The following is a 13,898-nucleotide window of genomic DNA, read 5'->3' on the forward strand; positions in this document are numbered from 1 at the left end:
GGCGGTATTGCAGGTTCGGCAGGAACCGGCGCTTGGTTTTGTTGTTGGCGTGGGAAACATTGTTCCCGACCATGGGCTTCTTGCCCGTGACGTCGCAGACGCGTGCCATGAGGACACTCCGATCATTCAAACAGCTGCTGGCCACGACCGGAAGACATTCCGTGTCTGGCCCCTGCAGCCTCACCTCGCCAGGAAAGGGTGGCGGTAACCCGAATCTGCTTTGGTCCCGGACGAACCGGTCAATCTCAGCAAAGCCCGCGATTATAGCCAATCGGCGATCTCGCGGGGCAAGCGCGTCTTCAGGAAGCGCCCTGCTCCAGGAAGCGCTGGGCGTCCAGCGCGGCCATGCAGCCCGTGCCGGCGCTGGTGATGGCCTGGCGGTACACGTGGTCCTGCACGTCGCCAGCGGCGAAGACGCCGGGCACGCTGGTCATGGTGGCCATGCCCTGCAGGCCCGAACGGGTGGTGATGTAGCCGTCCTTCATGTCGAGCTGGCCCTTGAAAATGTCGGTGTTGGGTTGGTGGCCGATGGCGATGAAGCAGCCCTTCAGCGTGAGGTCTTCGGTGGCACCGGTCTTCACGCTCTTGAGGCGCACGCCGGTCACGCCGGTCTTGTCGCCCAGCACTTCGTCGAGCGTGCTGTGCAGCTTGAGCTCGATCTTGCCGGCGGCCACCTTGTCCATCAGCTTGTCGATCAGAATGGCTTCGGCCTTGAAGGTGTCGCGGCGGTGCACGAGCGTGACCTTGCTGGCGATGTTCGACAGGTACAGTGCTTCTTCCACAGCGGTGTTGCCGCCGCCGATCACGCTGACTTCTTCCCCGCGATAGAAAAAACCATCGCAGGTGGCGCAGCCCGACACGCCCTTGCCCATGAAAGCTTCTTCGGACGGCAGCCCGAGGTATTTGGCCGAGGCGCCGGTGGCGATGATGAGTGCATCGCAGCTGTATTCGCCGCTGTCGCCCTTGAGCACGAACGGGCGCTGGCTGAAGTCGACCGCGTTGATGTGGTCGAAGATCATTTCGGTCTTGAATCGCTCGGCATGCGCCTGAAAGCGCTGCATGAGGTCCGGTCCCTGCACACCCTCGGCGTCGGCGGGCCAGTTGTCCACATCGGTGGTGGTCATGAGCTGGCCGCCTTGTGCGATGCCGGTGATGAGCACCGGGTTGAGGTTGGCGCGAGCGGCGTAGACGGCGGCAGTGTAGCCGGCCGGTCCGGAGCCGAGGATCAGTACTTTGGCGTGTTTCATGGTGCATGTCCCCATCGCATTCAGGGGCAAGTGGTTTAGAGTCGGCGGTTATATTGGTGCGTCAGGTCAGAAGCCTGCGGTGCAGGGACCTTGACTTCAGGTCATTGTATGAAACGGCGCTGCAAGCGCTTCCCAGAACAAGGAATACACGCATGTCTCTCCTGTCCAATCTCGATCTGATCCGCCGGGTTCCCTTGTTTTCCACCCTGACCCAGGCCCAGGCCGAATCGGTTGCCGACTCCGTGATCAAGCGGCGCTTCAAGCGCGGCGAGTGCATCGTCGAGCAGGGGAAGAAGTCCAATTGCCTCGCCATTGTGTTGACGGGACGGGCTCGTGTGGTGACCACCGACACGCGGGGGCGGGAGGTGATCCTGGCCACCATGAATCCCGGCGACTACGTCGGTGAGATGAGCCTGATCGACAACCAGCCGCATTCGGCCACGGTGAAGGCCGAGGTGCAGACCGATGTGCTGATCCTGGGTCGTGCCGAATTCGCCCGCTGCCTTCCCGAGAACAGCTCCATGGCCTACGCGGTCATGAAGGGTCTGGTGCAGCGCCTGCGCCACGCCGACCGCAAGATCGAATCGCTCGCGCTGATGGACGTGTATGGCCGGGTGGCTCGCGCGCTGCTTGAATTTGCCCAACCCGACAAGGACGGCCAGCTCACGATCAAGGACCGGGTGTCGCGTCAGGACGTGGCCAAGATGATCGGCGCCTCGCGCGAGATGGTCAGCCGCGTGATGAAAGACCTCGAAGACCGGGGCTTCATCGAGATGGCCGAGGACGGCAGCACCGTCATCAAGGAACGGCTGAATTCCCTCGGTTGAGCCCGGTGGCCGCCTCCGTGCGGCCAGGGTTGCCGGGCATGGGCTTGGGGTAAGCTAGCTGCTGGACATTTGAACAGCCCATGACCTACTCACTGAACACCCTCAACGCCGACCGTGCGGGCCAACCGCAGGTCGGCGTTTCCCGTTTTGCCCAGGAAATCGGTCTGGTACTGGGTGCGGCCGCGCTGGCCTTCTGGCTGCTGGCCTTGCTGAGCCACTCGCTGGCCGATCCGGCCTGGAGCACCACCGGTACCGCGACCGAGGTGGGCAACTGGGGCGGCCGGCTGGGAGCGCTGTTGGCCGACTGGAGCTACTACCTGTTCGGCTTCTCGGTCTGGTGGTGTTTCCTGGTCGGTGTGAGGGCCTGGTTGTCCGCCCTGGCCGGCTGGATTCGCGGCACGCGGGACGAGGGTGGTGATGGACCGGATCCGCGCATCTGGCACCGCCCCTGGGCGCGCCGCACCCTGTTCTGGCTGGCGCTTGTCACCCTGATGGCCGCCAGCACGGTGCTGGAGTGGAGCCGCCTGTACCGTCTTGAAGCGTTGTTGCCAGGCCATGCGGGCGGTGTGCTCGGCCATGGCCTCGGCGCGTTTTCCATGCGCTGGCTCGGATTCACCGGTTCGGCGCTGACCATGCTGGCCCTGTTGCTGGTCTGCCTGCCTCGTGTGTTCCGCTTTTCCTGGGGCCACTGGGCGGAAGAGGTCGGGCACACGCTGGACGGCTGGTTTGAGGCCCGCCGCGAGAAACGCGAAGCGGTGGAGGACCAGCGCATCGGCGAGAAGGCGGCGCGCGAACGCGAAGAGGTGGTGAAGGTCGAGCGGGTGGAGATCGAAGAGCACCATCCCACGCCGGTGGTGATCGAGCCCACGCTGGTCGATGTGCCCAAGAGCGAGCGCGTGGCCAAGGAACGCCAGAAGCCGCTGTTTACCGAGTTGCCCGACAGCAAGCTGCCGCAGGTGGACCTGCTCGACAGCGCGCCAGTGCACCAGGCCGGCGTGGACAGCCAGACGCTGGAGATGACCAGCCGCCTGATCGAGAAGAAGCTCAAGGATTTTGGCGTCGACGTGCGCGTGGTCGCCGCGGCGCCGGGTCCGGTGATCACGCGTTACGAAATCGAGCCCGCCACCGGCGTGAAGGGTTCGCAGATCGTCAACCTCGGGCGCGATCTGGCGCGTTCGCTCTCGCTGGTCTCCATCCGCGTGATCGAGACCATCCCGGGCAAGAACCTGATGGCGCTGGAGTTGCCCAACGCCAAGCGCCAGACCATCAAGCTCAGCGAGATCCTGGGTTCGCAGGTCTACAACGATGCCAAGTCGATGTTGACCATGGGCCTGGGCAAGGACATCGGTGGCCAGCCCATCGTGGCCGACCTGGCCAAGATGCCGCACTGTCTGGTGGCCGGCACCACCGGCTCGGGCAAGTCGGTCGGTATCAACGCGATGATCCTGTCGTTGCTCTACAAGGCCGACGCGCGCGATGTGCGCCTGCTGCTGATCGATCCCAAGATGCTGGAGATGAGCGTCTACGAAGGCATTCCGCACCTGCTGGCGCCCGTGGTCACCGACATGAAGCACGCGGCCAATGGCCTGAACTGGTGCGTGGCCGAGATGGAGAAGCGCTACAAGCTCATGAGCAAGCTGGGTGTGCGCAATCTCGCGGGCTACAACGTGAAGATCGACGAGGCTGCGGCGCGCGGTGAGTTCATCGGGAACCCGTTCAGCCTCACGCCCGAGCAACCCGAGCCACTGGAACGCCTGCCCTACATCGTGGTGGTGATCGACGAACTCGCCGACCTGATGATGGTGGTGGGCAAGAAGATCGAGGAGCTCATTGCCCGCCTGGCGCAGAAGGCGCGCGCGGCCGGCATCCATTTGATTCTTGCCACGCAGCGCCCCAGCGTGGACGTGATCACCGGCCTGATCAAGGCCAACATCCCGACGCGCCTGTCATTCCAGGTGAGCAGCAAGATCGACAGCCGCACCATCCTCGACCAGATGGGCGCGGAGAGTCTGCTGGGCATGGGTGACATGCTTTACATGCCGTCGGGTACGGGATTCCCGATCCGGGTGCATGGTGCGTTCGTGAGCGATGACGAAGTGCACCGCGTGGTGGCCTACCTCAAGGAACAGGGTGGCGAGCCCAATTACATCGACGGCGTGCTTGAGGGCGGCGTGGCCGATGGCGAGGGCGGTGATCTGTTCGGCGAAGGTGGCGGTGAGAGCAATGGTGAAAAAGATGCTCTCTATGACCAGGCGGTGGAGATCGTCATCAAGGACCGCAAGGCCAGCATTTCCTACGTGCAGCGCAAGCTCAAGATCGGCTACAACCGCGCCGCCCGCTTGCTTGAAGACATGGAAAACGCGGGTCTGGTGAGTGCTCTCACATCGAGCGGGCAGCGGGACATCCTGGTGCCGGCACGCGGAGAATGACGCCGGCTTGAACCCCGCCGGCCCAACAGGATCAGACCCCATGATGAAAAAATTGACGATCGCCACCGCCCTGAGCCTTGCGGCCCTGGGCGCCTGGGCCGATGGGCTTCAGGACCTGGAGAAATTCCTGCGCGAGGTGGGCAGCGGCAAGTCCAGCTTCACCCAGGTGGTGACCTCGCCCAAACGCTCCACCGAGACCGTTGCACGCAGCAAGACCTCGACCGGCACGTTCGAGTTCTTGCGCCCCAACCGCTTCCGGTTCGAATACACCAAGCCGTTCGAGCAGACCATCGTGGCCGATGGCCAGACGCTCTGGCTCCACGACGTGGACCTGAACCAGGTCACTGCGCGCGGCCAGAAAGAGGTGCTGGGCAGCACGCCCGCGGCCCTGATTGCGGCCGGCACCGACCTCAAAGGCCTCTCGGACGCGTTTGACCTCAAGCCCGCAGCGGCCAAGGACGGCCTGGAGTGGCTGGAAGCAAAGCCGAAGGACCGCAACGGGCAGTTGCAGATGGTGCGCGTGGGATTCAGGCAAGGCCAGTTGTCGGTGCTCGACATCGAGGACAACCTCGGCCAGCGGTCGGTGCTCACCTTCAACGACTGGCAGGCCAACGCGCCCTTGAAGGCGGCCGACTTCAAGTTCCAGCCACCGGCCGGCGCGTCTGTCATGCGGCCCTGAAGTCCGTGGCCGCCCCCAGCCCCCACGCGCCTCTGGCCGAGCGACTTCGCCCACGCACCCTGGGCGAAGTCATCGGCCAGCAGCACATGCTGGGCGAGGGCATGGCGCTGCGCTTGGCCTTTGAATCGGGTCAGCCGCACAGTTGCATCCTCTGGGGCCCGCCCGGTGTGGGCAAGACCACCATCGCGCGGCTCATGGCCGATGCCTTCGACGCGCAGTTCCTCACCATCAGCGCGGTGCTCGGCGGGGTGAAGGACATCCGCGATGCGGTGGAGCGCGCCGAGGCCGCGCGCAGCGGTCTGACAGCCCAGCGCACCATCCTGTTCGTGGACGAAGTGCACCGCTTCAACAAGAGCCAGCAGGACGCCTTCCTGCCGCACGTGGAAAGTGGCCTGTTCACGTTCATCGGGGCCACCACCGAAAACCCGTCGTTCGAGGTCAACTCGGCCTTGCTCTCGCGCGCAGCGGTGTATGTGCTGCAGCCGCTGTCGGAAGACGACCTGAGGCTGATCGTCACCAAGGCGCAGGGCATCGATGCGGTACCCGCCATCGAACCCGCGGCGATCGAGCGCCTGATTGCCTACGCCGATGGTGATGCCCGCCGCCTGCTCAACACGCTGGAAACGCTGGCCGTGGCCGCCGGGCGTGAAAAGCTCAGCGAGATCACCGATGCCTGGCTGCTCAAGGTGCTGGGCGAACGCATGCGCCGTTACGACAAGGGAGGGGAGCAGTTCTACGACACCATCAGCGCGTTGCACAAAAGCGTGCGCGGCTCCGACCCGGACGCCGCGCTGTACTGGTTCGTGCGCATGCTCGACGGCGGTGCCGACCCGCGCTACATGGCGCGGCGCTTCATCCGCATGGCCAGTGAAGACATCGGTCTGGCCGATCCGCGTGCCTTGCGCCTGGCGCTGGACGCTGCCGAGGTGTACGAGCGACTGGGCAGCCCCGAGGGCGAACTGGCGCTGGCCGAGTGCGTGATCTATCTGGCCGTGGCGCCCAAGTCGAACGCTGTCTACAAGGCCTTCAACGCGGCCAAGGCGTTCGTGAAGAAAGACGGCACACGCCCCGTGCCCATGCACCTGCGCAACGCGCCCACCAAGCTCATGAAGGAGCTCGACTACGGCAAGGGCTACCGGTACGCGCACGATGAAGAGGGTGGTTTTGCCGCGGGCGAAAGCTATCTGCCCGAGGGCATGGCCGAACCCGGTTTCTACCGGCCGGTGGACCGTGGTCTGGAGTTGCGCATCGCCGATAAGCTGCGCGAGCTCAAGATTCGCAACAATCAAAATAACTAATGCGTTCCCATTCGCGCTGATGCAAGCGAGGGTGCTCCGTCCAAATGCCGGGTAAACCCTTGTGCGCTAAGGGCATACACGCATGCGACCTCCAAAAGCGCGTCATTACAATCCGTCCACCAACCCGCAGTCTGTCCTGTCTCAAGGTCATGTCTGGCGGGTTTTTTGCTAGGTTGAAACAGGCCGGCGCCACGAGCACCTTTCGGCCTGTCACACACACGGAGAATCTTTCATGGAAGTTTTGCTACAGCAGATCATCAACGGTCTGGTGCTGGGCAGCATGTATGCGCTGGTGGCCCTGGGATACACCATGGTCTACGGCATCATCGGCTTGATCAACTTTGCACACGGCGACGTGCTGATGGTGGGGGCGCTCACCAGCTGGACCCTGATCGGCTGGATGAGGGAGGCCTCACCCGATCTGCCGGGCTGGCTGGTGCTGCTGCTGGCCACGGTGATTGCGATGGTGGTCTGCGCCACGCTGAACTTCACGATCGAGAAGTTGGCCTACCGGCCGCTGCGCAACTCGAACCGATTGGCCCCCTTGATCACCGCCATCGGCATGTCGTTGCTCCTGCAGACTTTTGCCATGATCATCTGGAAGCCCAATCCCAAGTCCTATCCGAACATGCTGCCCACCGAGCCGGTGGAGTTCGCGGGCGCGGTGATCTCGATCACGCAGATCACCATCCTGGCCACCACGGCCATCACGCTGGCCTTCCTGATGTGGCTGGTCAACCGCACCAATCTGGGTCGCGCCATGCGCGCCACGGCCGAGAACCCTCGCGTGGCCGCGCTCATGGGCATCAAACCCGATGTGGTCATCTCCGCCACCTTCATCATCGGCGCCATGCTGGCCGCGATCGCCGGCATCATGTGGGCGTCCAACTACGGCACCGTGCAACACGCCATGGGCTTCATGCCCGGCCTCAAGGCCTTCGTGGCCGCGGTCATGGGCGGCATCGGCAACCTCGCTGGTGCGGTGGTCGGGGGCATTGCCCTGGGCCTGATCGAATCCCTGGGCGCCGGTTACCTCGGCAAGCTCACCGGGGGCGTGCTGGGCAGCCAGTACACCGACATCTTTGCCTTCATCGTGCTGGCCATCGTGCTCACGCTGCGCCCTTCGGGTCTGCTGGGTGAACGTGTGGCGGACCGCGCCTGACCGGTAGGAGAACTCACATGATGAACACCAAAACCGGCAAGCTGATCGTTTTCCTGATCGCGGGTGCGGCCCTGCTGCTGCTGCCCATCATCCTGCAGTCCACCGGCAGCAACTCCTGGGTGCGCATTGTCGATATCGCGCTCATGTATGTGCTGCTGGCCCTGGGCCTGAACATCGTGGTGGGCTACGCCGGCCTGCTGGATCTGGGTTACATCGCCTTCTTCGCGGTTGGCGCTTACGTGTTCGCGCTGCTGGGCTCGCCCCACCTCGCCGATACCTTCCCCGCCATCAAGGCGATGTTCCCCAACGGCCTGCACTACAACATCTGGCTGGTGATGATCCTCGCGGCGGCGATCGCGGGCGTGGTCGGCATGATCCTGGGCGCGCCCACACTCAAGCTGCGCGGCGACTACCTGGCCATCATCACGCTGGGCTTCGGCGAGATCATCCGCATCTTCCTGCTCAACATGGACCGCCCGGTGAACATCACCAACGGACCCAAGGGCATCAGCCAGATCGACACCATTTCGGTTTTCGGCCTCGATCTCGGCAAGCGCCTGACCATTGGCGACTACACCTTCCAGCCGGTCACGCTCTACTACTACCTGTTCCTCTTCTTCGTCGTGCTGGCCATCATCATTTCGTACCGCCTGCAGGACTCGCGCATCGGCCGCGCCTGGATGGCCATCCGCGAAGACGAGATCGCTGCCAAGGCCATGGGCCTGAACACCCGCAATCTCAAGTTGCTGGCCTTCGGCATGGGCGCTTCTTTTGGTGGCGTGTCCGGCGTGCTGTTCGCCTCGTTCCAGCGCTTCGTGTCGCCCGAATCGTTCTCGCTCATGGAGTCGATCATGGTGGTGGCCATGGTCGTTCTCGGTGGCATCGGGCACATCCCGGGCGTGGTGCTCGGTGCCCTGCTGTTGGCCGGACTGCCCGAGCTGCTGCGCCACGTGGCGCACCCACTCACGGCCATGACCGACGGCCGCCTGGCCCCCGAGATTCTGCGCCAGCTGCTGATCGCACTGGCCATGGTGATCGTCATGTTGCTCCGGCCCAAAGGCTTGTGGCCCTCGCCCGAGCATGGCAAGTCCTTGTCCAAGTGAACGGAGAATCCAGATGACTGACACGATTCTCAAAGTGGCGAACGTCTCCAAGCGCTTCGGTGGCCTGCAGGCCCTGAGCGATGTGGGCATTGAAATCAAACGCGGCCAGGTCTACGGCCTGATCGGCCCCAACGGCGCCGGCAAGACGACTTTCTTCAACGTGCTGACCGGCCTGTATTCGCCCGACAGCGGCTCCTTCGAGCTGGCGGGCAAACCGTACACGCCCAGCGCGGTGCACGAAGTGGCCAAGGCCGGCATCGCGCGCACCTTCCAGAACATCCGCCTGTTCGCCGAAATGACGGCGCTGGAAAACGTGATGGTCGGGCGCCATGTGCGCACCCATTCGGGCCTGATCGGAGCCGTGTTGCGCACACCAGGTTTCAAGCGCGAAGAGGCTGAGATCACAGCGCGCGCGCGCGAATTGCTGGCCTATGTGGGCATCGAGAAATTCGCCGACTACAAATCGCGCACGCTGAGCTACGGCGACCAGCGCCGACTGGAAATTGCACGCGCCCTGGCCACTGACCCGCAACTCATCGCGCTGGACGAGCCCGCGGCCGGCATGAACGCGACCGAAAAGATCCAGTTGCGCGAGCTGATCGACCGCATCCGCAAGGACGACCGCACCATCTTGCTGATCGAACACGACGTGAAACTGGTCATGGGCCTGTGCGACCGTGTGACCGTGCTGGACTACGGCAAACAGCTCTCGTCTGGCACGCCCGCCGATGTGCAGCGCGACCCCAAGGTGATCGAGGCCTACCTCGGCACCGGTGGCCACTGACATGACCCACCCCCGCGCCGCTTCGCGTCACCCCCTCAAGGGGGCAACACCTGCCGACCGGCAAAGCCGGACCGGCGGTGTTCCCGGCTGAGGCCATTCGCGCCGGATGCCGAAACGAACAAGGAAAAGACATGGCAAACACACTCCTCAAAATCAGCGGCCTGAAGGTCGCCTACGGCGGCATCAAGGCCGTCAAGGGTATCGATCTCGAAGTGAACGAAGGCGAGTTGATCTCGCTGATCGGCTCCAACGGCGCTGGCAAGACCACCACGATGAAGGCCGTCACCGGTTCGCTGGCTTTTGAAGCTGGCGACATCGAGTACATGGGCAAGAGCATCAAGGGCAAGGGCGCCTGGGACCTGGTGAAGCAGGGCCTGGCCATGGTGCCGGAAGGCCGAGGCGTGTTCACCCGCATGTCCATCACCGAGAACCTGCAGATGGGCGCCTACATCCGCAGCGACAAGGCCGGCATCGCGCAGGACATCGAGAAGATGTTCGGCATCTTCCCGCGCCTGCGCGAGCGCAAGGACCAGCTCGCCGGCACCATGAGTGGAGGCGAGCAGCAGATGCTGGCCATGGCGCGCGCGCTCATGAGTCAGCCCAAGGTGCTGCTGCTCGACGAGCCGTCCATGGGCCTGTCGCCCATCATGGTCGACAAGATCTTCGAGGTGGTGCGAGACGTGTCCAAGCAGGGCGTGACCATCCTGCTGGTGGAGCAGAACGCCCGCCGCGCGCTGCAGATCGCCGATCGCGGCTACGTGATGGACTCCGGCGAAATCATCATGACCGGCAAGGGCCGCGACATGCTCGACGATCCGAAAGTGAGAGCCGCGTACCTCGGCGAATAACAGCCCCCACGCTCCGCCGCTGCGCGGGTCGCTGCCCCCCAGGGGGGCTGATTCGCCTTGGGGCGGCCCGGCGGCGAATCGCGCTTTCAGGGCAAAACTACAATGGAGGGTTGCGCACACTGGTGCTCAACCCTCTTTTCATTCATGACACAAGTCCACACCCCCGACACCAGCGCCCCCGCGCACGACGACAACCAGCTGATCGCGGAGCGCCGCGAGAAGCTCAAGGCGATGCGCGAAGCGCAGCAGCGGGGCGAGGGTGTGGCCTTTCCGAACGACTTCAAACCTTCCGACAAGGCCGCCGAGCTGTTCGCGGTGCACGGCGAGACCACCAAGGAAGCGCTCGAAGCCACCCCGGTGCGCGCCTGTGTTGCCGGGCGCATGATGCTCAAGCGCGTGATGGGCAAGGCCAGCTTCGCCACGCTGCAAGACGCCTCGTTTGGCCCCAGCGGTGGCCGCATCCAGATCTACCTGAACAACGAAAGCGTGGGCGAAGCGCTGCACAACGCGTTCAAGCATTGGGACCTCGGCGACATCGTGGCGGCCGAAGGCGTGCTGTTTCGCACCCGCACCGGTGAACTCACCATCCACGCCGACAGCATCCGCCTGATCACCAAGAGCCTGCGCCCGCTGCCCGACAAGTTCCACGGCATCCACGACCAGGAGATCAAGTACCGCCAGCGCTATGTGGATCTGATGACCGACGAGAGTGCGCGCCAGCGTTTCGTCAACCGCAGCCGCGGCATTTCCAGCCTGCGCGGCTTCATGGTCAGCCATGGCTTCCTGGAGGTCGAGACGCCGATGCTGCATCCGATCCCGGGTGGTGCCAATGCCAAGCCGTTCAAGACGCACCACAACGCGCTCGACCAGGAGATGTTCCTGCGCATCGCGCCCGAGCTGTACTTGAAGCGTTTGCTGGTGGGGGGCTTCGACCGCGTGTTCGAGATCAACCGCAACTTCCGCAACGAAGGCATCAGCGTCCGGCACAACCCCGAGTTCACCATGATGGAGTTCTACGCGGCGTACTGGAACTACCAGGACCTGATGAGCTTCACCGAAGAGCTCATCCGCCACGTGGTGCAAGAGGTGCGCGGCGATGTGCCGCTGACCTACCAAGGGCAGCCAGTGGACGTGACCTCGCCGTTCGAACGGCTCACCATCCGCGAGGCCATCCTCAAGCACACCGAGGCGGGCAACAACGTGGACAGCGTGGAATGGCTGCTGAATCAATTGAAGAAGCTCGGCCTGAGTGAGACCAAGCACCAGCTCTCCACGCGCAGCCTGGCCAGCCTGCAGGTGATGTACTTCGAGGAGAAGGTCGAGGACAAGCTCTGGAACCCGACCTTCATCATGGACCACCCGACCGAGATCTCGCCGCTGGCCCGCGCCAACGATTTGAAGCCCGAGGTGACCGAGCGCTTCGAGCTCTACATCACGGGCCGAGAATTCGGCAACGCGTTCTCGGAGCTCAACGATGCCGAAGACCAGGCCGCGCGCTTCCAGGCGCAGGTGTCGGCCAAGGACGGTGGTGACGACGAGGCCATGCATTTCGACGCCGACTACATTCGCGCGCTCGAATACGGCATGCCGCCGGCCGGTGGCTGCGGCATCGGCATCGACCGCCTGATGATGCTGCTGACCGACAGCGCCAGCATCCGCGACGTGATCCTGTTCCCTGCGCTGCGCAGGGAGAACTGAGCCCCGCGCAGGATCGTTTGAGCCCTGCTAGAAGTTGAGCTTCAGGATGGTCCTGCGGTTCTCCTGACGCAGGGTATCCAGCCCGCTGCGCAGCCAGTCCAGATGGGCCTGTGCGTTGCTCTCCAGATCGGAGCTGCTGGCTGCGTCGGGCAGCAGCGCCAAGACCACCTTGAACTTCAAGGTGGTACCCACCGGCAATTGGTTCGAGGGGCGCAGGCCACCTGCAACGATGCTGGTGGCCGCGGCCACCACCTGGGCTTCGCGCACCGGGCCTTCCATCAGCAAGGCCAGTGTGCTGTCGTTGACCCGGCCGGCAGTGTCCACGTCGCGCGCCACCGACCTCAGCAGCGAACCCGTGAGCACCAGCGCCCGGTCGGCCACTTCACGCCCGTGCGTCTCGGCAAACCAGCCATGGTTGTCCAGATCGATCAGCAGCAGGGCGCTGCGGTGCTGGTAGCGCTGGGCGCGCACCAGGCTCTCGTGCAGGCGCAGCATGAAGTTGTGGCGGTTGGTCAGGCCCGTGAGCGGCTCGGTCAGCGCCAGCGCGCGGGCGCGGGTCTGTGCCTCGTGCTGCATGGACGATCGTTGCAGCAGGCCATAGATGAGCAACGGCGCTTCGATGGCCGCAGCCATCACCATCCCGTACTGCGAGAGGACGCCCGAGGACAACAGGCCGAAGTTGCGCAGCACGGGCAAGGTGCCGGCGATGAGCACAGGCAGAACGCCCAGCGCGATCCAGCGCACCCAGCGGTCTCCGGTGCGCCAGGCCGCCCACAGCATCGCGTACACCAGCACCATGGTGAGTGCACCCGCGGCGGTCACGGCCTGCAGACTGGTGGTGGTGGGGTGCACCACGTCCCAGGCGGTCAGGACCATGAACACGCCCGCCAGGCTCAAGGCCAGCCGGTCCAGCCTGCGGCCGATGCGCCGTGGCTGCACCACATGTCGCACAAACAGCAGGCCCGAGACGGCCGTGAGCGGCAGCAACACGAACTCGGCCAGGCTGTTCCAGCGTGGCCAGGCGGGCCACAGGAACTGGCCACCGACCCCCAGCGACGCGGCCAGTGCCAGGCCCAGCACGGTGACGTAAATGGCGTAGGCGGCGAAGCTGGTGTCCCGGAACACCAGGGCGTTGGCGATGGCGGTGGCGATCAGCAGCGCCGCCATGCCGAAATACGCACCCAGCAAGAACTGCTGGTGGATGCGCAGTTCGCGCAGGGTGTTGTGGTTGTGGACCAGCAGCTCGCCCGAGAACGGCACGCGGGCGTGTTCGATGCGCACCCAGTACGTGACGGCCTGATCGAGCCGTGGATCCAGCGCAAACACCGGATAGCGGTCGGGATAGGCCCAGTCGCGCACGGCAATGTGATCGCCGGCGTGTTGCGCATGCCAACTGCCGTCGGCCCGGCGGTGGAACAGGCTCACCCGGTCGGTGCCGGAGTGGGTGAGCTCCAGCTCCCAATGCGCGCTGTTGTCTTTGACCTCGGCGTCAAAGCGCACCCACAGCACCGCACCTTGGGCCAATTGCACTCGGCTGCCCCGCGCCCGCACGCCAAAGGGCAGGTCGAGGTACCGGGTTTCCAGTTGTTGGGGTGTCAGCGCGCCACTGTCGTCCACCCAGAATGTGCTGCGCCCTGCCAGCGGCAGGGTGTTCTGGCTGCCGTCCAGCATCAAGGCGCGAGGAGGCGGTACGGATTGGGCCGAGGCCGTGTTGAGTGCGAGCAGCGCCAAGCCCAGAAGGGCGCACAGACGGAGGAATGGGGTCACGAGCAGGTCGGTGCGCCAGACGCGCGAAAGCGAAAAAGGGCTCCATTGTGTCTTGG

12 protein-coding genes are annotated in these 13,898 nt (G+C 64.4%); 9 read left to right on the forward strand and 3 right to left on the reverse strand.

Going from position 1 to position 13,898, the window contains the following annotated elements; all coding sequences use genetic code 11:
• Both rpmB and trxB read right to left on the reverse strand, forming a co-directional pair.
• Positions 1 to 109: 50S ribosomal protein L28 (gene rpmB / locus V6M63_RS19725; protein WP_332744809.1), on the reverse strand; the 109-nt coding region annotated here is incomplete at its 3' end.
• A 190-nt stretch (positions 110 to 299) separates the two neighbouring features.
• Positions 300 to 1,247 (reverse strand): thioredoxin-disulfide reductase, encoded by a 948-nt coding sequence (gene trxB / locus V6M63_RS19730; RefSeq protein WP_332744653.1) that lies wholly within the window; start codon positions 1,245 to 1,247, stop codon positions 300 to 302.
• Between the two features lie 152 nt (positions 1,248 to 1,399).
• Here trxB and V6M63_RS19735 point away from each other — a divergent pair, with 152 nt between their 5' ends.
• From V6M63_RS19735 to lysS, 9 genes are all read left to right on the forward strand, one after another.
• The gene (locus V6M63_RS19735) at positions 1,400 to 2,074 is read left to right on the forward strand and encodes a Crp/Fnr family transcriptional regulator (protein ID WP_056269533.1); all 675 of its coding nucleotides are present in this window, start codon (positions 1,400 to 1,402) and stop codon (positions 2,072 to 2,074) included.
• An 80-nt stretch (positions 2,075 to 2,154) separates the two neighbouring features.
• The gene (locus V6M63_RS19740; protein ID WP_332744655.1) at positions 2,155 to 4,503 is read left to right on the forward strand and encodes a DNA translocase FtsK; all 2,349 of its coding nucleotides are present in this window, start codon (positions 2,155 to 2,157) and stop codon (positions 4,501 to 4,503) included.
• Between the two features lie 43 nt (positions 4,504 to 4,546).
• A complete protein-coding gene (lolA, locus tag V6M63_RS19745; RefSeq protein WP_332744811.1) occupies positions 4,547 to 5,182 on the forward strand; it encodes an outer membrane lipoprotein chaperone LolA in 636 nt (211 codons plus the stop codon).
• The gene (locus V6M63_RS19750) at positions 5,179 to 6,480 is read left to right on the forward strand and encodes a replication-associated recombination protein A (protein WP_332744813.1); all 1,302 of its coding nucleotides are present in this window, start codon (positions 5,179 to 5,181) and stop codon (positions 6,478 to 6,480) included. The genes lolA and V6M63_RS19750 overlap by 4 nt, the downstream gene beginning before the upstream one ends.
• 232 nt (positions 6,481 to 6,712) lie before the next feature.
• A complete protein-coding gene (locus V6M63_RS19755; RefSeq protein ID WP_056269525.1) occupies positions 6,713 to 7,642 on the forward strand; it encodes a branched-chain amino acid ABC transporter permease in 930 nt (309 codons plus the stop codon).
• A 17-nt stretch (positions 7,643 to 7,659) separates the two neighbouring features.
• Complete coding sequence (locus tag V6M63_RS19760; protein WP_332744656.1) at positions 7,660 to 8,745, forward strand: branched-chain amino acid ABC transporter permease; 1,086 nt, start codon at positions 7,660 to 7,662, stop codon at positions 8,743 to 8,745.
• Positions 8,746 to 8,758: 13 nt separating this feature from the next.
• A complete protein-coding gene (locus tag V6M63_RS19765) occupies positions 8,759 to 9,529 on the forward strand; it encodes an ABC transporter ATP-binding protein (protein WP_332744657.1) in 771 nt (256 codons plus the stop codon).
• A gap of 131 nt (positions 9,530 to 9,660) precedes the next feature.
• Positions 9,661 to 10,377 (forward strand): ABC transporter ATP-binding protein, encoded by a 717-nt coding sequence (locus tag V6M63_RS19770; protein ID WP_332744658.1) that lies wholly within the window; start codon positions 9,661 to 9,663, stop codon positions 10,375 to 10,377.
• 144 nt (positions 10,378 to 10,521) lie between these two features.
• Positions 10,522 to 12,075: a lysine--tRNA ligase gene (gene lysS, locus V6M63_RS19775; RefSeq protein WP_332744660.1), complete on the forward strand. Its 1,554-nt coding sequence runs from the start codon at positions 10,522 to 10,524 to the stop codon at positions 12,073 to 12,075.
• Between the two features lie 27 nt (positions 12,076 to 12,102).
• Here lysS and V6M63_RS19780 read toward each other — a convergent pair whose 3' ends face one another.
• Positions 12,103 to 13,842, reverse strand: coding sequence for a sensor domain-containing diguanylate cyclase (locus tag V6M63_RS19780; RefSeq protein ID WP_332744662.1), 1,740 nt, complete (start codon positions 13,840 to 13,842; stop codon positions 12,103 to 12,105).
• Between the last annotated feature and the right edge of the window lie 56 nt (positions 13,843 to 13,898).

It is taken from the genome of Hydrogenophaga sp. (genome assembly GCF_036675665.1).
Lineage (GTDB): Bacteria > Pseudomonadota > Gammaproteobacteria > Burkholderiales > Burkholderiaceae_C > Hydrogenophaga.